Raw genomic sequence first — 21366 nt, forward strand, 5'->3', positions numbered from 1 at the left:
GAGAAGGATAGGGAGCCTTATCGCCGCAGGCGATTAGGCGGACTTGGATGAGGGTTAGCGGAGCAAAGCTCCGCGCGAGCCGTTGGCTCGCTTACCCCTCACCCAGCTTCGACTAGCGAGCAAGCTCGCAAGTCTCCGCAACCCTCTCCCGCAAGGGGAGAGGGTTTAATCGGTCATCACGCCGCCTTGGCGACTTCGGCGACGATCTTTTTCGCCGCGTCGCCCAGGTCGTTCGCCGCGACGATCGGCAGGCCCGAGTTCGCGAGGATGTCCTTGCCCTGCTGGACATTAGTTCCTTCGAGGCGGACGACGAGCGGGACCGAAAGGTTCACTTCCTTCGCCGCGGCGACGATGCCCTCGGCGATGATGTCGCACTTCATGATGCCGCCGAAGATGTTGACGAGGATGCCCTCGACCGCGGGATCTTTCAGGATGATCTTGAACGCCGCGGTGACCTTTTCCTTGCTCGCGCCGCCGCCGACGTCGAGGAAGTTCGCCGGGAAGGCGCCGTTCAGCTTGATGATGTCCATCGTCGCCATCGCGAGGCCCGCGCCGTTCACCATGCAGCCGATGTTGCCGTCGAGTTTGATATAGGCGAGGTCATATTCCGACGCCTCGACCTCGGCCGGATCTTCTTCGGTCAGGTCGCGCAGTTCGGCAATGTCCTTGTGGCGGAACATCGCATTGCCGTCGAAGCCGAGCTTTGCGTCGAGGACGAGCAGTTCGTCGCCGTTCGCGCCTTCGCAGACGGCGAGCGGGTTGATCTCGATCTGCTCGGCATCGGTCGCGATGAAGGCGTTGTAGAGGCCCGTCAGCACTTTCGCCGCCTGCTTGGCCAGATCGCCTTCGAGTTCGAGCGCCGCGGCGACGCTGCGCCCGTGGTGCGGCATCAGCCCCGTCGCCGGGTCGATGACGATCGTGTGGATCTTGTCGGGCGTGTTGTGCGCGACGGTTTCGATGTCCATCCCGCCCTCGGTCGAGGCGACGACCGCGATGCGGCTGGTGGCGCGATCGACGAGCAGCGCGAGATAATATTCCTTTTTGATGTCGGCGCCGTCGGTGATGTAGAGGCGGTTGACCTGCTTGCCGGCTTCGCCCGTCTGGATCGTCACCAGCGTGTTGCCGAGCATGTCCTTGGCGTGCGCCTCGACCTCTTCGAGTGTCTTGGCAAGACGGACGCCGCCCTTGGCGTCGGGGCCGAGCTCCTTGAACTTGCCCTTGCCGCGACCGCCCGCGTGGATCTGCGATTTCACGACATAGAGCGGCCCGGGCAGTTGCTTCGCCGCCGCGACGGCCTCTTCGACGCTCATCGCGGCGATGCCCTTGGGCACGGCGACGCCAAATTTCGCGAGCAGTTCTTTCGCCTGATATTCGTGAATGTTCATGAGGTCTGCCGGGCCTTTCGACTCTGGAAGGAGAGAAGATCGGCGCCGCCTAAGCACAAGTTGCGCAGCAAGGCTACCCCTGCCGCGCCCAGTTTATCTTGGATGGGCCAAAGCTCGGCCTATGGCATCACCGCAGCGCGCAAACGGCTGCCGAGCTGGTCGATACCGCCAATATCTCCGGATCCTTGAGCGCGCGCACCTTGTGCAGGAACTGCGCAAGCGTCAGGTCGGTAATATGCTTGTCCTTGAGACTGCCCAGCGAAGCCAGGCGGCGAAGCTGGAGCAACGACAGTCGGTCGACCATGCGTTCGGCCATGCACGCCGACATCGCTTTCGACAGCCCGGCATTGTTGAGCCCTGTGCGCAGCCGCGTCTCGGGTGTCGCGCAGGCCGACAGGAGGAGGACCAGCGCGGCGGCCGGCACAATGGCGCGTTTCATGGCACGATCACTTTCCGTGAAATTCGGCGACGGCGCCCGACACCGCCTGCATCAGCTCCATCCGCGCGGGCACCGATGCCGTGGTGTCGCCCAACAGCACGACGATCGCATAGCGGGTGCCATCGGGCGCGGTCGCGATACCGATGTCGTTATAGCCAGCGGTCGCGCCCTTGTAATTCTGGCCCGTTCCCGTCTTGTGCAGAAATTTCCAGCCCGCCGGAAGTCCGGCCTTGAGCCGCTGCGGTCCGCTCTTGGTCCGGCTCATCACGTCGAGCACATATTCAGTCGATTCGGGCGATAACAGCGCGCCCCGCGCGAGCCGGGTCAGCGCGCTGGCGATCGCCGCGGGGCTCGCGCCATCGGGCGGATTGGCAAGATAGGCGTTGCGCGCCGCCAGCCGTATCGAATCGGGCAGCGCCGCGCGCGCCTGTTCAAAATTGCGGCCGACCGAATAGGCCTGCTGCCATTTGAGGCCCGCGGTCCCCGCCTGAAGCAATCGCTCGCCAGGGCCGAAACGGATCGCGCCGAGCGCCTTGTTGTCGATGAAGCGCCGCACCGCTTCGGGGCCCCCGACAGTACGCAGCAAGCTGTCGTTCGCGGTATTATCGCTGCGCGTGATCGCGGTTTCGATAAGCTCGCGTACGCTCATCGTCACCGACCCTTCGGCGCGGACGCGCGCCGCGAGCGGCTGATAAAAGAGCGTGAGATCCTCAGGCCCGATGCGCACACGCTGGTCGAGCGTGAGCCGTCCCCGATCGACAGCGTCGAGCGCGGTCAGCACGACCCAAAGTTTCGATACGCTTTGCTGCGGAAACAGGTCGCCCCCGCGCTGCGCCAATGCCCATTCGCCGTCGATCCTCTGGACGGCGATACCCGTCTTGCCGGGAAAGGCACGCCACAGTGCCTCGATGCGATCCTGCAACCCGGCGGGCGCGCGACGAAAGCCGGGGTCGACCGGCCCCGAAACGCGCGGCATTGCTGCAGGCACCGGCTGCCCGATCGGCACCGTTACCGACCCACTCGGTCCGCGCGCCGCCTGAGGCTGCTTTTGCGGTTGTTGCTGCGGCGCCTGCGCGCGCGGAACTGGGATGACGGCGGCGCTGCTGACGCAGCCCGCGAGCACCGCGGCGCTCATCATAATCGCGAGGAGCTGCCTGCCGGAAAACTCAACCTTCATTCGAACCCCGCAATTGCGACCTTTATTACCCCGATCCCCCGTCGGCACCGGATGGTGGTCGCGCACGCGCATTGAGCGGGCCAGCGATTTGCGACGAACGATTCTTCCACCGCGATAAGTTGCGGAACCGCAGGTCAGGGAGCAGGCGTCGCGCGCACCATGGCAGGAAACAGTCGCTTCAGGGCCGCCAGCTTGGGCGCATCCCAGCGCAATATATACGCGTTGCGCGGGTTGCGGCGCATGAAATCCTGGTGACCGGCTTCGGCCGGATAAAAGCTTTTGTAGCGTTCGATCGGCACGACGATGGGTTTGGCAAAATATCCGCCGCGGCCGATTTGCGTCAGATAGGCGGTCGCAACCTGGCGCTGCACCGCGTCGAGCGGCACGATCGCGGCGCGATATTGCGGTCCCACATCGGGGCCCTGCCGGTCCTTCAGCGTCGGGTCGGCGACCACCGAAAACAGGATACGCAGCAAGGTGCCGTAACTGACCTGCGTGGGATCATAGACGATCCGCACCGCCTCGGCATGGCCCGATGCACCGTCGTGCGTCCGTTCATATTGGGCGGTCGTGGCGCTGCCGCCATGATAGCCCGATTCGACCGAAATCACGCCTTTCACATGCGAAAAGACGCCCTCGACGCCCCAGAAGCATCCGCCCGCGAGCACCGCGGTCGCGCGCTTCGCGGACACCGCCGGATCGGTGAGCGCGGCGGGCAGCTTCACGAAGCTTTCGGCCTGCGCCGGCGCGCATTGCGCGAGCAATGCGCCCGCAACGAGCGCCGTAAACGCGCGAAGCATCGACCGGCCGCGTCCTTGCATCAGACCGGAATCGCGACCGCAGGCTGGTTCAAAACGATATAGGTCGCGCCGATCGCAAAGCCGGCGAGCATGGTCAAAAACCAGTCCGAACGAAGAATGGAGAGCATAGGGGCCTCGTGTCATTATATCTGTTTCGCGGCCTAGGCCGCCTTGGGTACACCGGCGATATGACGCGCCCCTGCCATATGTTCAGTGATAGCGGTCACTCTATCCAGAATGGCTTACTATCCGGTGAACCGGGTGCTTAACCGTCGTTCAGGTTCAAATAGGGCAGGTAAAATCTATTTCAAGACCGATCGGTATAAAATATCGCTTACAGTTCTCGTCATCCCGGCGAAGGCCGGAATCTCGCTGGTGCATCAGGCCGAGAGGGTGAAATCCCGGCCTTCGCCGGGATGACCACTCAGAGAGGAAAGCCGTTAGGACAGCGCCGCGCACGCCTGCTGGATCCGCACGCATGCTTCCTTCAGCACCGCTTCGGACGTCGCGTAAGACACGCGGAACGCCGGCGACAGGCCAAAAGCGGCGCCATGCACCGCAGCGACGCGTGCCGAATCGAGGAAATAGTCGATCAGCGCCTCGTCGCTGTCGATGACCTGACCCGAAGGTGTTTTCTTGCCCATGCAGCCTGACGCATCGGGATAGACGTAAAAGGCGCCGTCTGGGACCGGACAATTGAGGCCGGGCGCGTCGTTGAGCATCGCGACGACCATGTCGCGGCGCTTGCGGAAAGCCGCGTTGCGATCGTCGAGGAACTGCTGCGGCCCGCCGAGCGCGGCGGCGGCGGCGGCCTGCGCGATCGAGCAAGGGTTCGACGTCGACTGCGACTGAAGCTTGCCCATCGCCTTGATCAGCCAGGCGGGACCGCCCGCATAGCCGATACGCCAGCCGGTCATCGCATAGGCTTTCGAACAGCCGTTTACCGTCAGGATGCGGTCGATCAGGTCGGGACAGCGCTGCGCGAGCGTCGAAAAGGCAAAGTCGGCGTACCAGACATGCTCGTACATATCGTCGGTCATCACCATCACATGCGGATGGCGGCGGATGACTTCGCCGATCGCGTCAAGTTCCTCCGGCGAATAGGCGGCGCCCGACGGGTTCGACGGCGAGTTGAAGATCACCCAGCGCGTCCTGGGCGTGATCGCCGCGTCGAGCTGTTCGGAGGTGATCTTGTAATGCTGCGCTGCCGACGCCGCGATGACGACGGGGGTGCCGCCCGCGAAGGCGACGATATCGGGATAGCTGACCCAGTAGGGCGCGGGGATGATGACTTCGTCGCCGGGATCGACCGTCGCGACGAGGGCGTTGAACAGCGTGTGCTTGCCGCCGACATTGACGGTGATCTGGTCGAGGCCATAGTCGAGGTCGTTGTCGCGGCGGAACTTGCCGCGGATCGCTTCCTTCAGCGCCACCGTTCCATCGACGAGCGTATATTTGGTTTGCCCGGCACGGATCGCCTCGATCGCCGCTTCCTTGACGAAATCGGGGGTGTCGAAATCAGGTTCCCCCGCCGACAGGCCGATGACATCAACGCCTTCGGCCTTCAGCTTGGTAACGCGCGCGGTCATCGCGAGCGTGGCGGAGGGCTGGATGCGCCCGAGGGCGGCGGAGATATGCGGCTTCAGCGACATGGAGAGGCGTTCCTTCGCGAGCGGATGGACAGGAAATTGCGCGCGGCCGCGCCTAAAGCCTCCGTCCGCAAATCGCAAGGCGGCGGCGCGATAATTTCCTATGCAAACGGCAATTCAGCCCGCCGCGTTACCCGCATCCTCGGCCAGCCGCGCCGGCACCAGCCCGCGCAGGCTGTTGCCGATGAAAAAACCGTGCGCGAGATCGGCGAGCCGAAGGTGCGATTCGACCGCGCGCCCCTTGTCGATCAGTTCGCCGCGAAGCACGCCGGGTAGCAGTCCGAGCGCGAGCGGCGGGGTAAGGAGCACGCCGTCGCGCTCGACAAAGATGTTGCTCCAGCTCCCCTCGGTCACAAAGCCCGGTTCATTGACGAACACGACCTCGGCGGCGCCGCTGTCCTGCCGCGCCCTGTCATAGGGCGCGCGCAGGCTGGTCTTGTGCAGGGCGCGAAAATCATCCGGCCCCATCGGCGCGGGGCGCACCGCGACCGGCACCGGCAGTTCGGCCAGCCGCGGCAGCGGTGACACCTCAACCGCGAGGGCGCCCGACGGCGCAAGCCGCATCCGCACGCGCGCCGCGCTGCGCAGGCGGAAGGTCGCCGATTGCAGGCTGTTGCGTGCGGCATGCCGGTCAAAGGAAAAGCCGAGCGCCGCGGCGCTCGCCTTCATCCGTGCCAGATGCCCCTCGAGGCGCTGAACCCCGTCGACGGGGTCGAATAGCATCGTTTCAATCAGGTCGAAACTTTCGCCCGCTGCGCCCACAAATTCCCCCTTGGCCAGACATTCGCGCCATTCCTCGGCTGGCACGCTGTCGGCAACGATTCCCGATCCCAATCCCAGCGTGGCGCATGACGGCGCGCCCTGCAACCCGCCTTGCGCGGCGACCGGGGGAAAGACGAGCGTCCGGATCGCGACATTGAACGCGGCATCGCCGCCCGGCTCGATAAAGCCGATGGACCCAGTGTAGAGGCCGCGCGGCTCCTTCTCCAGCGCGTCGATGATTTCCATCGCGCGCACCTTGGGCGCGCCGGTGATCGACCCGCAGGGAAAGGCGGCGCGGAGCACATCGACGGCGCCGGCACCCGGCGGCAGGCGCGCGCTGACATCGGACACGAGCTGGTGGATCGTCGGGAAACTTTCGACGCGAAAAAGGTCGGGCACCGCGACCGATCCCGGGTCGGCGACGCGCGACAAGTCGTTGCGGATCAGATCGACGATCATCAGATTTTCGGCGCGCTGTTTGGGGTCTTCGGCCAGTTCGCGCGCCGCCGCCGCATCGTCTTTGGGACCGGCGCGTCGCGATGCGGTGCCCTTCATCGGCCGCGCGATCACCGTGCCGTCGCGAAGCGCGAAGAAAAGTTCCGGCGACAGCGACGCGATCGCCTGCTCGCCCGTCCAGACAAAGCCGCCATATCCGGCACGCGCCGTCCGCCGCAGCCGCGCGTAGACGGCGAGTGGATCGCCCGCTACTGGCACGTCGGCGCGAAGCGTCAGGTTCGCCTGATAGATATCGCCCGCGCGGATCAGGGACAGCACATCTTCGACGGCCGCGAGATAATCGGCGCGCGCGATGCGCGGCGCGACCGGACCGACCCACGCCGACGCCGGATCGGGAAGCAGGCGCTCGACGTCACCGGCGTCGATCCGCTGCACATCGGCGAACAGGCCGAACCAGCCGAGCGGCACGGTCCCCGCCGCGGCGTCGACCGCGCCGCGCCATGCAGGCGCAAGTCCCTTCCCCGCCTCATAAGCCAGATAGCCCGCGGCGTGGAGGCCGCGTGCCCGGGCCGCGCCGAGCCTGTCCAGCAGCGCCGGAATTTCGGCAGCGTTATCGACCGCAACAATGTCCACCGGATCGGCGAAAAGCCGCGCCGGCGCTGCGCCCTCGACACGTGCGTCGTCGAGCAGGACAAAGGGCGCGCTGCCTGTCGTCGCAAAGCCAATCGTGTAGCACGGCATTATCGGCTCGTTCGTTCGGCGTGCCGCGCAGCGTCAACGTTCGCGGCGGACGCGAATACGCTTCATGTGGCCGATCTCGGCAAAATAGCTTCCCATGGCACCCGGATAAATAACCACTTGCTCGCCCGGTTTAGGATCCCGTGGAACGTCTGTCTGGTCGGTTTGCATCCAGATTGCTCCATCCTCAATCTCGAACCGCATCTTGTTATAACCCTCGCGCCGCGCCCATTTGATCTTGGTTTCCAGCCGCGCCATCTTTTCCTTGTCGTCATCGCCCCCGCCGAAAAAGGGCAAGTCGCGCAAAGTGAAGCCGAACAGTCCGCGCCGCGCCCTTTGCGCCGCAGCGCGGTCAAAAAAGGTCACATCATTCGCCGTTTGCGCTTGCTCCAGCGCGTCAACCTGTCGATCGAAACAGGCCAGGCGCGCTGCGGCATCGCCAATTGCGCGGCAGTCATAGACTTGCTGCACCTGCACCGGCGTTCCCGAGGCATCTGTTTCCTTTGCGGCGGCGGACGCAAATCCCGGGGTCAGCGACAAAAGCGCAGCGGCCAGAATGGTCAAACGCGGTTGCTTCAACGCCATGGCTTTCCCCTGTCGATCCCAGCGCACAACTAGCTGTCCCGCCGCCATACCGCAAGCGCGGGGCGCCATTGCGATTGACGGCGCCGCTGCTTAAAGTGATGTCAATAACGCATAAACAGAGAGGTCGCCTCAATTTCATGAACAGCCGCTTTTCCTGGTCGACCGATTATCACCACCCCACCGACTGGGACCAGAGCTTCGCGCCGCTGTCGCTGCCCGACATGCTGGCGGCGAGTGTCGCGCGAAAGGGCCATGCGCCGATGCTCGATTTCATGGGGCGGCAGTTCGGCTATGTCGAGGTTGCGCAGGGCGCCGCGCGCGTTGCCCGCGGGTTGCAGCAATTGGGGCTGGGCAAAGGCAGCCGCATCGGCCTGTTCCTGCCCAACGTTCCCCATTATGTCGCGGCCTATTATGGCGCGCTGATGACGGGCGCGACGGTGGTCAATTTCTCGCCGCTCTATACCGTCGCCGAACTCGAAGCGCAGGTTGAGGATTCGGGCACCGACACGCTGTTCACGCTGAGCGCCGCAGCGCTGCTGCCCACTGCGCTCAAGGTTCTCGACGGATCGAGCCTGAACCGGCTGATCGTCGGGTCGGTCGCGGGCGGACTGCCGCGGACCAAGTCGCTGCTCTATCGCCTGTTCAAGCGCGGCGAGGTCGCGCCGATGCCCGATGATCCGCGCGTGATCCGCTTTTCGGCGCTCACCGACAATGACGGGCGGCCCGACGCCGTCGCGATCGATCCCGAAACCGACGTTGCGCTGATCCAATATACCGGCGGCACGACGGGGACACCGAAAGGCGCTAAGCTGACGCACCAGAATCTGACCGCGAATGCGCGGCAGGTGAATGCCATTGACCCCGACCATGACGCCGACGACCGCATCCTCGGCGTCCTTCCCTTCTTTCACGTTTTTGCCAACACCTGCGTGCTCAACCGGACGGTGCTCAATGGCGGGTCGATCACCATGCTGCCGCGCTTCGACGCCAAACAGGCGCTGGCGGCAATCAACCGCACGCGGACGACGGCGCTGCCCGGCGTCCCGACGATGTATCAGGCGCTGCTCGACCATCCCGATCTGGCGCGCACCGATTTCTCCTCGCTGCGCGTCTGCATCTCCGGCGGCGCGCCGATGCCCGCCGAGCTGCGCGAAAAATTCGTCGCCGCCACCGGCGCGTCGCTGGTCGAGGGCTATGGCCTCACCGAAAGTTCGGGGGTCGTGGCGACCAATCCTTATAACGGTCCCGTCCGTCCCGGCACGATCGGCCAGCCTTTGCCAGCAACCCACATCCGCCTGCTCGACAAGGAAGACCCGACAAAGGATGCGCCGGGCGGCGAGCCCGGCGAACTGGCGGTCAAAGGGCCGCAAATCATGCAAGGGTACTGGAACCGGCCCGACGCCGACACCGACAGTTTCACCGCCGACGGCTGGCTGCGCACCGGCGACGTCGCGATTGTCGAGGAGGGCGGCTATATCCGCATCGTCGATCGGCTGAAGGACATGATCGCGGTCGGCGGCTTCAAAGTCTATCCGAGCGTGATCGAGGCGCATCTGTACGAGCATCCCGCGGTCAAGGAAGCGATCGTGCTAGGCGTTCCCGACGCCTATCGCGGCGAGGCACCCAAGGCCTTTGTGACGCTGGAGGAAGGGTTCGAGGTCAGCGGCGAAGCGCTCGCAGCCTGGCTCAACCCGCAGATCGGCAAGCATGAACGGGTGATCGCGGTCGAGGTGCGCGACGCGCTGCCAAAGACGATGATCGGCAAGCTCGACCGCAAGGCGCTCAGGGCCGAGGCGGGGTAGCGCCCGATCTAGAACACGGCCCAGTGAGACAAGCGTGCGCACCCGCGAAGGCGGGTGCCCATCTCCCGCCAGTGCAAGTTTGCACCGGCCGGTGATGGATCCCCGCCTTCGCGGGGATACACGTTTTTTTTTGTCGATCCTGCCGGAAACGCTCGCGCCCTATTCGGCCGCCTTCTCCGGCTTGGCTTTCGCTTTGCCCTTGGCGCCCTTGGGCGCCGCGGGGGTGATCTCAAAGGCTAGCGGATTGCCGACATGGGCGTCCTCGCCGGTCTTCATCTTCACCTTCACCTCGCCGCCGTGGACCAGCTTGCCGAAGAGCAACTCCTCGGCGAGCGGCTGCTTGATCTTTTCCTGGATCAACCGGCCCATCGGACGCGCGCCATAGAGCTTGTCATAGCCCTTGCCGGTCAGCCATTCGCGCGCCGCATCGTCGAGCTGGATATGGACGTTGCGGTCGGCGAGTTGCAGCTCGAGTTCGAGAATGAACTTGTCGACAACGCGCGCGACGACTTCGGGCGGCAGGTAGCCGAAGGGAACGATCGCATCGAGGCGGTTGCGGAATTCGGGGGTGAACATGCGCTTCACCGCCTCTTCCTGCACATCCTCGCGCGTCGACTGGCCAAAGCCGATCGATTCGCGCGCCATGTCGCTGGCGCCCGCATTGGTCGTCATGATCAAAATGACGTTGCGGAAATCGACGGTCTTGCCGTGGTGATCGGTCAGGCGGCCGTTGTCCATCACCTGAAGCAGGATGTTGAACAGATCGGGATGCGCCTTTTCGATCTCGTCGAGCAGCAGCACGCAATGCGGGTTCTGGTCGATCGCATCGGTGAGCAGCCCGCCCTGATCGTAGCCGACATAGCCCGGCGGTGCGCCGATCAGGCGGCTGACCGAATGGCGTTCCATATATTCGCTCATGTCGAAGCGCTGGAGCGGGATGCCCATGATCGACGCGAGCTGCTTCGCCACCTCGGTCTTGCCGACGCCGGTCGGGCCGCTGAACAGATAATTGCCGATAGGCTTTTCGGGATCGCGCAGGCCCGCACGGCTCAGCTTGATCGCCGACGACAGCACCTCGATCGCGGTGTTCTGGCCGAAGACGACGCGCTTGAGGTCGGTTTCGAGGCTCGCGAGCGTCGCCTTGTCGTCGGTCGATACCGATTTGGGCGGGATGCGCGCCATCGTCGCGATGACCGCCTCGATCTCTTTCGCGGTGATCGTCTTCTTGCGCTTCGACGGGGCGACGAGCATCTGCATCGCGCCGACCTCGTCGATCACGTCGATCGCCTTGTCGGGCAATTTGCGGTCGTTGATGTAGCGCGCCGACAGATCGACCGCGGCGTTGATCGCGTCGGGGGTGTAACGCACCTGGTGATGCGCCTCGAACGCGCTGCGCAGCCCCGCAAGGATTTTCTTGGTATCCTCGAGCGTCGGTTCGACCACGTCGATCTTCTGGAACCGGCGGAGTAGCGCGCGGTCCTTTTCGAAATGGTTGCGGAACTCCTTATAGGTCGTCGAGCCGATGCAGCGGATCACGCCGCCCGAAAGCGCCGGTTTCAGCAGGTTCGACGCATCCATCGCGCCGCCCGACGTTGCGCCCGCACCGATGACGGTGTGGATCTCGTCGATGAACAGGATCGCGTGCGGCAGACCTTCGAGTTCGGTCACGACCTGTTTCAGCCGCTCCTCGAAGTCACCACGATAGCGCGTACCGGCGAGCAGCGCGCCCATGTCGAGCGAATAGATGACCGCGGGCAGCAGCACCTCGGGCACGTCGCCCTCGATGATCTTGCGCGCGAGGCCTTCGGCGATCGCGGTTTTGCCGACGCCGGGATCGCCGACATAGAGCGGGTTGTTCTTCGACCGGCGGCAGAGGATCTGGATCGTGCGATCGACCTCGGCATTGCGGCCGATCAGCGGATCGACCTTGCCGGTCTTTGCCTTTTCGTTGAGGTTGACGGTGAACTGGTCGAGCGCGGTTTCCTTCTTGGTCTTGCCGCTGCTGTCCTTGTCCTTCGTTTCTTCCTTTTCTTCGGGCTCGGCCTGCGGCGAAGGCTTGCCGCCCTTGCCGACGCCGTGGCTGAGGTAGGAGACCGCGTCGAGCCGCGTCAGATCCTGCTGCTGAAGGAAATAGACGGCGTAGCTTTCGCGTTCGGAAAAGAGCGCGACAAGGACGTTGGCGCCCGTGACCTCATCCTTGCCCGACGACTGGACGTGCAGGATCGCGCGCTGGACAACGCGCTGGAAGCCGCTCGTCGGCGACGGATCGCTGTGCCCTTCGACTTTCAGGCTGTCGAGTTCGGTGTCGAGATAGTGGACGACGGCCGTTTGCAGGTCATCGAGCGCGACACCGCACGCGCGCATCACTTCGGCGGCATGATCGTCATCGATCAGCGCGAAGAGCAGATGCTCCAATGTCGCATATTCATGGTGACGCTCCGAAGCGGCCTTCAGCGCGTTGTGCAGGGTCTTTTCGAGGCTTTCCGAAAAGGACGGCATGGTCTTCATCTCCTTGCGGGGACCAGGCCGGGGAGAGCGGCCCCCTTAAGAATCCAACGTGGCGATGCCGCCGCCGCACCGCAAGGGAAAAGCGGCAGCGCATGTGAAATTCCAATGACAGACTTGCTTCATGGTTGTCGAAGCGGCGGATCAACGGAACGGTGGTTCGTTGAATGCGCGCAGTTTCCGGCTGTGCAGCTTGGCCCCCTCGTCGCGCATCGTTTCGCACGCGCGGATACCGATCTGAAGGTGCGCGGCGATCGCTTCCTCGTAGAAACGGTTCGCCTGTCCGGGCAGCTTGAGCTCGCCGTGAAGCGGCTTGTCGCTGACGCAGAGCAGGGTGCCATAGGGGACGCGGAAACGATAGCCTTGCGCGGCGATCGTTGCGCTTTCCATGTCGATACCGATCGCGCGCGATTGCGAAAAGCGCAGCGCGCTGTCGGTGTAGCGCAGCTCCCAATTGCGGTCGTCGGTGGTAACGACGGTGCCCGTGCGCATCCGTTTCTTGAGGTCGGCGCCGGTCGCGCCCGACACGCTTTCGGCCGCGCTGGCGAGCGCCTGCTGCACTTCGGCGATCGGCGGGATCGGGATTTCGACCGGCAGCACCGCGTCGAGAATATGGTCGTCGCGAAGATATGCGTGCGCGAGCACATAATCGCCGATGCGCTGGCTGGGACGGAGCCCGCCGCAATGGCCGATCATCAGCCAGGCTTCGGGCCGCAGCACCGCGAGATGGTCGCAGATCGTCTTGGCGTTCGACGGGCCGACGCCGATGTTGACGAGCGTGATGCCGCCGCCATCGGGCGCGATGAGGTGATAGGCGGGCATCTGGTGCCGCCGCCACGCGCTGTCGGCGACGAGCGCGCTCGCATTGACGCCGGGCTGATCGACGTAAAGCCCCGCGGCGCCCGCGAGCGCAGTATAGCGCCCCTGCCCCACCTGCGCGCCCGCCCAGGCGACGAATTCATCGACATAGCGATGATAGTTGGTGAACAGGATATAACGCTGAAAATGCTCGGGCGCGGTACCGGTATAGTGGCGCAGGCGCGCAAGGCTGAAGTCGGTGCGCAGGGCGTCGAACAGCGCGAGCGGCTGATCTGCGGCCGGATCCTGTCCAAACAGCCCGTCGGCCAATTCGTCGCCGATGTCGGCAAGCTCGGTGGTCGGGAAATGGCGCGCAAGCTCGAGCGGGGTGACCCCGCCCATGTCCGACCCGTCGCTGGCGTCGAGCACATAGGGAAAGGGGATCTGCTGCCCCGTCCGCGTCACTTCAAGTTCGACGTCATAATGGCGCGCGAGCAGCATCAGCTGTTCGCGGAGGTAATCGGCAAACAGATCGGGACGTGTCACCGTCGTGACGAAGGTGCCCGCACGCTCGAAGCGGCCGAAGGACAGATTATGCCCCGCCTGCCCCTCGCGCTGCTCACCCGTGGTCGTCAGGCGGATCGCCGGATAGTCGAACAGCCCCTTTGCCGCGGCATCGGCGGGCGGCAGGCTGCGGTCGCGGACATAATCTGCGATGGCGGATTTGAGGTTGGAAACCGATGCGCGGAACTTGTCCTGAAGCTCGGCGATGATGGCGTCGACGCGCGCGGCGGGATCGGTGTTTTCTTGCGATGATCTGGATGTCATCGCGTCGCTGTTGCACGAAATTATGACAAAAGGGAAGAGGGGGGAGACTCCTCCCTGTCGCGCAGCGATGGGAGGGGGACCGCGCCCGGAGGGCGTGGTGGAGGGGCGGCGGCCGTCGCGCCATAGCCCCTCCGTCAGCGCTTCGCGCTGCCACCTCCCCATGGCTTCGCCACAGGGAGGATCAAGCTCTTACAACTGTTCCAGCATATGATCGGCGCTCGACACCTTGAACTCACCGGGCGCTTCGACGTTCAGCTGTTCAACGACGCCGTCGTTGACGATCATCGAGAAACGCTGGCCACGCTTGCCCATCCCAAAGGCGGTGCCGTCCATGGTGAGGCCCACCGCTTCGGCGAAGGCGCCATTGCCGTCGGCGAGCATCGTCACCGTATCGCCGGCATTGGCGCTCTTGCCCCACGCACCCATCACGAATGCATCGTTGACCGCGGTGCAGGCGATTTCATCGACGCCCTTCGCCTTCAGTTCATCGGCCTTGTCGACGAAGCCCGGCAGGTGCTTGGCCGAACAGGTTGGCGTAAAGGCGCCGGGGACCGAGAAAAGCGCGACCTTGCGGCCCTTGAAATAATCAGCGCTGCTGACCTGTTCGGGACCGTTTTCGGTGACCTTTACAAAGGTCGCGTCGGGCAGCTTGTCACCGGTCTTGATTGTCATGTCAGCATCCTTTTTTGCTGGAGAATTTCGGAGGCGCAGACATCGTGATGCGCAGCAGTGGTGTCAAGGCGCGGACTAGGCTCGCCGCGATTAACTGCCGGGGTCGCGCGCCAGAACCAGTCGCCAATGCTGGCTGTCCACGCCTTCCAACATCGGCAGCAATGTCGCGCGATGCGCCTGAAAGGCCGGCGTCGCGGCAAAATCGTCCTGCGCCTGCGCGTCGGTAAAGCTTGAAAGCAACAGAAAGCGTCGCCCGCGCTCTTCGGCAAAAAATCGTGTTCCGTGCCATCCAGGGATATTGCCGAACAAGGGCAACCGTTCGCTTTGCGCCCTCAAAAAATCTTCGCGCTCGGCGGCGTGCGGCGTGAAAATCGTCGTCGAAAAAAGCAGGGTGTCGTCGAACATCGTCATCATTGGCTCCTTCAAACCCAGGCTCGGACCTGGCGGGGAGCAAGACGATAAAAGCTCAACCGGAATTGAGGTAAAGTGGATTATCACGGCGGCGCGACAGATGGATCACCGCTGCGCAGTGTCGCGGCACTGGACCGCGCGGAATTGATCCGGCAAAGTGACCCTATGGATATGGCCCCCACCTGGTTTACCGGCCAGCTGCTGCTCGCACTGCCCGGGATTGGCGATCCCCGCTTCGAGCATTCGGTGATCGCGATGATCAGCCATGACGAGGATGGCGCGATGGGAATCGGCATCGCCGACCCGATCGAGGGGATGACCGTCGGCGCGGTTCTCGATCAACTCGAGATCGGCCACGAGGTACCGCTCGAGGAGCCCGTCTATCTGGGCGGCCCGGTCGAACCCTCGCGCGGCTTCGTCCTCCACAGCCTCGACTGGGGCGGCGAAGGCGCAGTGCAGGTCTCCGATCGCTGGATGGTGTCGAGTTCGCACGACATTTTGCGCGCGATCGGCGAAGGCCGCGGGCCGTCGCGCTGGCTGGTCGCGCTGGGCTATGCGGGATGGTCGCCGGGGCAGCTGGAGGGTGAGCTAGTGCGTCACGGCTGGCATGTCACGCCGGGCAGCGACGCCCTGCTGTTCGACACGCCGCCCGCCAAACGATGGCAGGCGGCGTTTGCCGAGGCGGGAGTGGACGCCCGCCTGCTGACAACCGAGGGTGGCGAGGCTTAGTGAGAGCCGTCGCCCCCGCGAAGGCGGGGGCCATTATCGACGTCGCGCAAGGTTGCTCGCGGCCCCGCCTGCGCGGGCGCGACGATTATTGTTACCGCGCGAGCGCCAGCAGCGGCCGACCCTGCTTCAGATTGGCGAGAGCCGTCCGTGCCGCCCAGCGCGAATCGACATAACGGCCGCTCGCGAGTTCGACGTCGTAACGGATCGGGCTGTCGATCGCGGCGTCATAGGCGGCGGCGGCATCGGCGGTGCGACCCAGCCGGGCATAAGCGGTGCCAAGATTGATGAGGCGCGAAGGATCGCGCGCGCCGAGCGTGGTTTCGCCGGTGAGTGCGTCGACCGCGGCCTGGTTCTCGCCGGCCTTGAGTTCAGCATAGGCCACCGGCAGCGTCTGCGAATCGGCCTGCGGCGCGGTGACCACGACGATCGATTGCGCCGCAGCGGGGCTTGCAACAGCCAGTGCGATCAGCGGCAACAGGATTTTTTTCATCTCGACTATCTCCCCGAAAACTTTCGCCGATTTTCTCGCGCACGACAGGAAAAGTCAATGTTTTCGGCGGGTTGTAACACTATTGTCACAAAAACAAATTATGCTGATCGCAGGGCGCATTATAAATCAAGATTTTCAGAATCTTGGACTTTGCGACTCCGTGTCACAAAAGTGCGGCACCGACTGTCACAATTGTGGCCTGCGAAAATTTTTTCACGCGGGGGCTTCCCGTCGCGCGCCGATTCGCATGTTCGGCGCGATCGCCAGGCGGTGCCGGGCTTGCGATATAAAGAAAAGTTTATATTTGATCGGCGGCGCGCTTTCGGTTAGGACGCGCAAGAAAATTACAGAGTTTTCGTGGCCGCTCGCCTGCGGTCGTTCATGCCAATATGGAGAATTCCCCGTGGCCACTCTCGCCGCCGACACCCGTGATTATGTCGTTGCCGACATCGGCCTTGCCGATTTCGGGCGCAAGGAAATCAACATCGCCGAAACCGAAATGCCCGGCCTGATGGCGCTGCGCGCCGAATATGGCGCAGCGCAGCCCCTCAAAGGTGCACGCATCACCGGTTCGCTGCACATGACGATCCAGACCGCGGTGCTGATCGAAACGCTGACTGCACTCGGCGCCGAAGTCCGCTGGGCGACGTGCAACATCTTTTCGACGCAGGACCATGCGGCCGCCGCGATTGCCGCGACGGGCGTGCCGGTATTCGCGGTGAAGGGCGAAAGCCTGGCCGATTATTGGGATTATGTCGGCCGCATCTTCGACTGGGAAAGCGACAATGACGGCCAGACCGCCAACCTGATCCTCGACGATGGCGGCGACGCCACCATGTTCGCGCTGTGGGGCGCAAAGCTCGAAGCCGGCGAGACGATGCCCGCACCCGAAAATGAGGAAGAGGTCGAAATGCAGCGCGCGCTCAAGGCGTTCATCGCCGCGCGTCCCGGCTATCTCACCAAGACCGTCAAGGCGATCAAGGGCGTATCCGAAGAAACGACGACCGGCGTCCACCGCCTGTACCACATCGCCAAGAAGGGCGAGCTGCCCTTCCCCGCGATCAACGTCAACGACAGCGTCACCAAATCGAAGTTCGACAACCTTTATGGCTGTAAAGAGTCGCTCGTCGACGCGATCCGCCGCGGCACCGATGTCATGCTCGCAGGCAAGGTCGCGACCGTCGCGGGCTTCGGCGACGTCGGCAAGGGCAGCGCGCAAAGCCTCCGCAACGGCGGCGCGCGCGTGCTCGTCACCGAAATCGACCCGATCTGCGCGCTGCAAGCGGCGATGGAAGGGTTCGAGGTCGTGACGATGGACGAAGCCGTGAAGCGTTCGGACATCTTCGTCACCGCGACGGGCAACGCCGACGTCATCACCGCCGAACATATGGCCGCGATGAAGAATATGGCGATCGTCTGCAACATCGGCCACTTCGACAGCGAGATCCAGATTGCGGCGCTCGCCAACTACAAGTGGACCGAAGTGAAGCCGCAGGTCGACCTGGTCGAATTCCCCGACGGCAAGCAGATCATCATCCTGTCAAAGGGCCGCCTGGTGAACCTCGGCAACGCCACGGGTCACCCGAGCTTCGTGATGTCGGCGAGCTTCACCAACCAGACGCTCGCGCAGATCGAACTGTGGACGCGCAGCGAGCAGTACAAGAACGACGTTTACGTCCTGCCCAAGCATCTCGACGAAAAGGTCGCGGCGCTGCACCTCGAAAAACTCGGCGTTCAGCTCAGCAAACTTTCGCAGAAGCAGGCCGATTATATCGGCGTGCCGGTCGAAGGCCCGTTCAAGCCCGACCATTATCGGTATTGAGGCAAGGCCGCGGAGATACGTGACAATTTTGCAACAGCTTAATGGCAGATTGCTTAGGAATCGAATTTTAATAGAACCATAAACGCGGAGATGTATTGTTCCTTTGATCCGGGGAGGCTTGGCCTCCCCGATAACCGGGGAGCTTTATATGAACAGGATTTCCAAGACCGCTTTTGGCGCCTGCGTTTCCGCTATCGCGCTGACCGCGTCGATCGGCACCGCTCAAGCTCAGGACACAGCTGCACCTGAGCCCCTGGCCAGCGAAAATGAGCAAGACACACAAGAGCAAGAGATTGTCGTTTCAGGAACGCGTATCCGCACGCCCCAATATGATTTTGCCAACCCGGTGGTGTCCGTCGAAGCCGATGCTATCCAAAATTCCGGCATTACCAATCTCACGCAATTTTTGACCGAATTGCCCGCGCTAGCCGGATCAAGCGATTCGAACGACGGGTCAGGTACTAATGCTGGCATTGGCGGTGTAGGCCTTAACCTACTCGATCTCCGCAATTTGGGCACGCAGCGGACTCTAGTGTTGATCGATGGCAGGCGGCATGTGGCCGCGGTTCCGGGGTCTTCGTCTATCGACACCAATACGATCCCGATCGACCTGATCGAGCGTGTCGATATCGTAACTGGGGGGGCGTCGGCAATCTACGGCGCAGATGCGGTCAGCGGTGCGGTCAACTTCGTCATGAAACGCAATTTTGAAGGTTTGACGGCCCGCGCGCAAGCAGGGGTTTCTGAACAAGGCGACGGAACGGCCTATTTTGCAACGATTACCGGCGGCATGAACTTCGCAGAAGATCGTGGAAATGTCGCGCTTTCACTGGAATATGGCCGCGACGACCGCTTCCTGCGCGAACAACGCCGGCGCTTGCTTCCCGAAAATTTTGTTACTTTCAGCGACAATCTCGACGATATTGGCGACGACCCGAATGTTCCTGACCTGATCCCGTATCGCGATGTTCGCTATTTCGACTCCAACCCGTCAGGGGCAGTGGACGTTGACTTGGACTTCACGCCCGACTTCGTCGGTGACGGATCCGTTTTTGACCCGGGGACATATGCTGGCGGAATTTTTCAGGTCGGCGGCAGCGGCACTCCCGTTTCGACCTATGGCGGCGAACTTTTGCCTCTGATCGAACGTTATGTCGCGAATGCGCTGTTCAACTATGAGATAACCGACAACATCAGATTTTTCGCGCAAGGCAAGTACGCGCGCGTGGATTCATCCTCAGAAGGCCAGCCGACGTTTGATTTCACGCTGCTGATTCCGACCGACAATGCGTTTATGCCCGCCAACATCCGCGATGCGGCACAAGCCGCTGCAGGTGATTTCGGCGTTCTAGTGAACCGCGATAATCTTGACATCGGGCGGCGCGGCGAAAGCAATCGCCGAGAAACTTATCGCGGAGTACTTGGCCTCGTAGGTGATCTGACAGACAATTTGGGCTTTGAGCTGTCCTATGTTTATGGTCGTTCTGACGCCACGATCCGTCAAACGCGTACGCGATTCAACGATCGCTTTTTCGCGGCGATCGATGCTGTCGATGAAGGTGCATTTCTTACGGGAACGCCGAACGGGAATATTGTTTGCCGGTCAAACATTGCTCCTGTGGGGCTGAGTGATCAGCCATTTTATAATTTTGTGTCCCAGCCTTTTGCATTCGACGATCAACCATTGTCGTTCACCCCCGGACCGAACAGCGGATGTGTTCCGTTCAATGTCTTCAGCGAAACTCAGCTTCCCGGCGCAATCGATTTCCTCCTGACCGATGCGATCGATCGGTCGCGCATTCAACAGCACGTCATTTCGGGTTCCATTTCGGGTACATTCGGCGACAAGCTAAAGTTATGGGGTGACGAGATCGGATTCGCCGTGGGTGCCGAATATCGTAAGGAAAAGAGCGAATCCAATCCGGACCCTGTCAATACAACCGGTCTGACCTTTGGCAATGCGCTTTTCCCCGAAAAAGGGTCGTTCGACGTCAAAGAGGTGTTTGGTGAATTGCGTGTTCCCATCGTTAGCGGACGTCCGGGATTCCACGAGCTCACGCTCAACGGGGCCATCCGCATTGCCGACTATTCGACAATCGGTACCGCGACGACCTTCCAAGTTGGTGGCATATATTCCCCGATACCCGACATTCGGTTCCGCGGTACCTATGCCCAGGCGGTTCGTGCTCCCAATATCGGGGAGCTATTCGGGCCATCGAACCAGACTTTCCAATTCATCACTGACCCGTGCGCACCCGACAATATCAATGACGGGACGAGTACACGTGCAGCAAATTGTCAGGCTATATTCCAGCAGCTCGGTCTATCCGCCCAACAGATTGCCGACTTCACGGGCGATACCAGCTCCAGCCTGCCCGGCTTGGCGGGCGGTAACCGTAATCTTAGTGAAGAAACCGCCAAGACAATCACCGCGGGTGTCATTCTACAACCTCGTTTCATCCCGGGTCTGACCCTTTCAGCCGATTATTATGATGTTAAAATTGAGGACGCTGTTTCGACGCCTTCATTGACGACCGTTGCCGAGCTTTGCGTCGATGCGCCGGATCTGAACAATGTGTTTTGCGAAGCCATCGATCGTAACCCGGGTACCAATACGGCTGCTCCCGGCGTCGTATCGGGTTTCCGGCTCCTGCCACAAAATGTCGCCGAGTTTACGACAAGAGGTGTCGATTTCTCAGCGCGTTACCGGTTTCAGCCCCGCGCTGGCATCGGAACATTTCAGCTGAGTCTGGTAGGTAATTATCTTGAGAAATTGACTTTCATCGCTACGCCGGGCGGAAACGTCATTGACAGCCGTGGCACAGTAAATGCACCGAAGTGGCAGGTGAACGGTAATATCAATTGGCAGCTCGACAAGTTCGGGCTCAACTATCGGGTAAATTATTTTAGTAAGACCCTTCGGTTTTCGAAGCAGACGATCGAAGCAGACCCGGACATCGTCGCGCCCGAATTTCTGAAATTCAAGGCGCGTTTCACGCATGACGTGCAAGCGTCGATGGATGTCGATGACAATTTCACTTTCTATGCGGGGGTTAATAACCTGTTCGACCAACAGCCGGACGTAGGAGCGACATTCTATCCTGTCAGCGCGGTCGGCCGTTTCTTCTATTTTGGCTTCCGAACCAATTTGTGATCATGGAACTTGGAGCCGGTCTCGCCCGCGCTTGCGTGGGAGCCGGCTCCACGAGTCTCTTTCAACGTTTGTCCCCGTTCGCGATCGGATATCTGACAAAATAAACATCTCGCCTCGAAGCAATCGTTCAAAGGTCAAAGGCCCTCGTCGGGTCATTGAAGAAG

General features: G+C 62.4%; 16 protein-coding genes. 4 read left to right on the forward strand and 12 right to left on the reverse strand.

What is annotated here, in order from left to right:
* Positions 1-176: 176 nt before the first annotated feature.
* From sucC to VSX77_RS04925, 7 genes are all read right to left on the reverse strand, one after another.
* Positions 177-1385, reverse strand: a complete 1209-nt coding sequence (sucC, locus tag VSX77_RS04895; RefSeq protein WP_338426539.1) for an ADP-forming succinate--CoA ligase subunit beta — start codon at positions 1383-1385, stop codon at positions 177-179.
* A gap of 127 nt (positions 1386-1512) precedes the next feature.
* Positions 1513-1824, reverse strand: coding sequence for a hypothetical protein (locus VSX77_RS04900; protein ID WP_338426540.1), 312 nt, complete (start codon positions 1822-1824; stop codon positions 1513-1515).
* A gap of 7 nt (positions 1825-1831) precedes the next feature.
* Entirely contained in the window at positions 1832-2962 is a 1131-nt protein-coding gene (locus VSX77_RS04905; RefSeq protein WP_338426541.1) for a serine hydrolase, read from the reverse strand.
* A 173-nt stretch (positions 2963-3135) separates the two neighbouring features.
* A complete protein-coding gene (msrA, locus tag VSX77_RS04910) occupies positions 3136-3801 on the reverse strand; it encodes a peptide-methionine (S)-S-oxide reductase MsrA (RefSeq protein ID WP_338426542.1) in 666 nt (221 codons plus the stop codon).
* A 440-nt stretch (positions 3802-4241) separates the two neighbouring features.
* Complete coding sequence (locus VSX77_RS04915) at positions 4242-5453, reverse strand: pyridoxal phosphate-dependent aminotransferase (protein ID WP_338426543.1); 1212 nt, start codon at positions 5451-5453, stop codon at positions 4242-4244.
* A 114-nt stretch (positions 5454-5567) separates the two neighbouring features.
* Positions 5568-7409, reverse strand: coding sequence for an aminodeoxychorismate synthase component I (pabB, locus tag VSX77_RS04920; protein WP_338426544.1), 1842 nt, complete (start codon positions 7407-7409; stop codon positions 5568-5570).
* Between the two features lie 33 nt (positions 7410-7442).
* On the reverse strand, positions 7443-7991 hold the full coding sequence (locus tag VSX77_RS04925) for a hypothetical protein (RefSeq protein ID WP_338426545.1): 549 nt from the start codon (positions 7989-7991) through the stop codon (positions 7443-7445).
* A 137-nt stretch (positions 7992-8128) separates the two neighbouring features.
* On the opposite strand from VSX77_RS04925, the gene VSX77_RS04930 reads away from it, so the two are divergent.
* Positions 8129-9793: a long-chain-fatty-acid--CoA ligase gene (locus VSX77_RS04930; protein WP_338426546.1), complete on the forward strand. Its 1665-nt coding sequence runs from the start codon at positions 8129-8131 to the stop codon at positions 9791-9793.
* 159 nt (positions 9794-9952) lie between these two features.
* Here VSX77_RS04930 and clpA read toward each other — a convergent pair whose 3' ends face one another.
* From clpA to VSX77_RS04950, 4 genes are all read right to left on the reverse strand, one after another.
* Entirely contained in the window at positions 9953-12292 is a 2340-nt protein-coding gene (clpA, locus tag VSX77_RS04935; protein ID WP_338426547.1) for an ATP-dependent Clp protease ATP-binding subunit ClpA, read from the reverse strand.
* A gap of 150 nt (positions 12293-12442) precedes the next feature.
* Positions 12443-13924 carry an AMP nucleosidase gene (locus VSX77_RS04940; RefSeq protein ID WP_338426548.1) on the reverse strand — a complete coding sequence of 494 codons (1482 nt, stop codon included), beginning with the start codon at positions 13922-13924 and terminating at the stop codon, positions 12443-12445.
* A 189-nt stretch (positions 13925-14113) separates the two neighbouring features.
* Complete coding sequence (locus tag VSX77_RS04945; RefSeq protein ID WP_338426549.1) at positions 14114-14596, reverse strand: peroxiredoxin; 483 nt, start codon at positions 14594-14596, stop codon at positions 14114-14116.
* A 90-nt stretch (positions 14597-14686) separates the two neighbouring features.
* Positions 14687-15007: a putative quinol monooxygenase gene (locus VSX77_RS04950; protein ID WP_338426550.1), complete on the reverse strand. Its 321-nt coding sequence runs from the start codon at positions 15005-15007 to the stop codon at positions 14687-14689.
* A 165-nt stretch (positions 15008-15172) separates the two neighbouring features.
* On the opposite strand from VSX77_RS04950, the gene VSX77_RS04955 reads away from it, so the two are divergent.
* Entirely contained in the window at positions 15173-15736 is a 564-nt protein-coding gene (locus VSX77_RS04955; protein WP_338426551.1) for a YqgE/AlgH family protein, read from the forward strand.
* Between the two features lie 91 nt (positions 15737-15827).
* Here VSX77_RS04955 and VSX77_RS04960 read toward each other — a convergent pair whose 3' ends face one another.
* The gene (locus VSX77_RS04960) at positions 15828-16226 is read right to left on the reverse strand and encodes a hypothetical protein (protein WP_338426552.1); all 399 of its coding nucleotides are present in this window, start codon (positions 16224-16226) and stop codon (positions 15828-15830) included.
* A 403-nt stretch (positions 16227-16629) separates the two neighbouring features.
* On the opposite strand from VSX77_RS04960, the gene ahcY reads away from it, so the two are divergent.
* Positions 16630-18048, forward strand: coding sequence for an adenosylhomocysteinase (gene ahcY, locus VSX77_RS04965; protein WP_338426553.1), 1419 nt, complete (start codon positions 16630-16632; stop codon positions 18046-18048).
* Between the two features lie 148 nt (positions 18049-18196).
* Positions 18197-21202, forward strand: coding sequence for a TonB-dependent receptor domain-containing protein (locus tag VSX77_RS04970; RefSeq protein ID WP_338426554.1), 3006 nt, complete (start codon positions 18197-18199; stop codon positions 21200-21202).
* Positions 21203-21366: the final 164 nt, after the last annotated feature.

Origin of the sequence: Sphingopyxis sp. TUF1 (assembly GCF_036687315.1) — a bacterium.
GTDB classification, from domain to species: domain Bacteria; phylum Pseudomonadota; class Alphaproteobacteria; order Sphingomonadales; family Sphingomonadaceae; genus Sphingopyxis; species Sphingopyxis kveilinensis.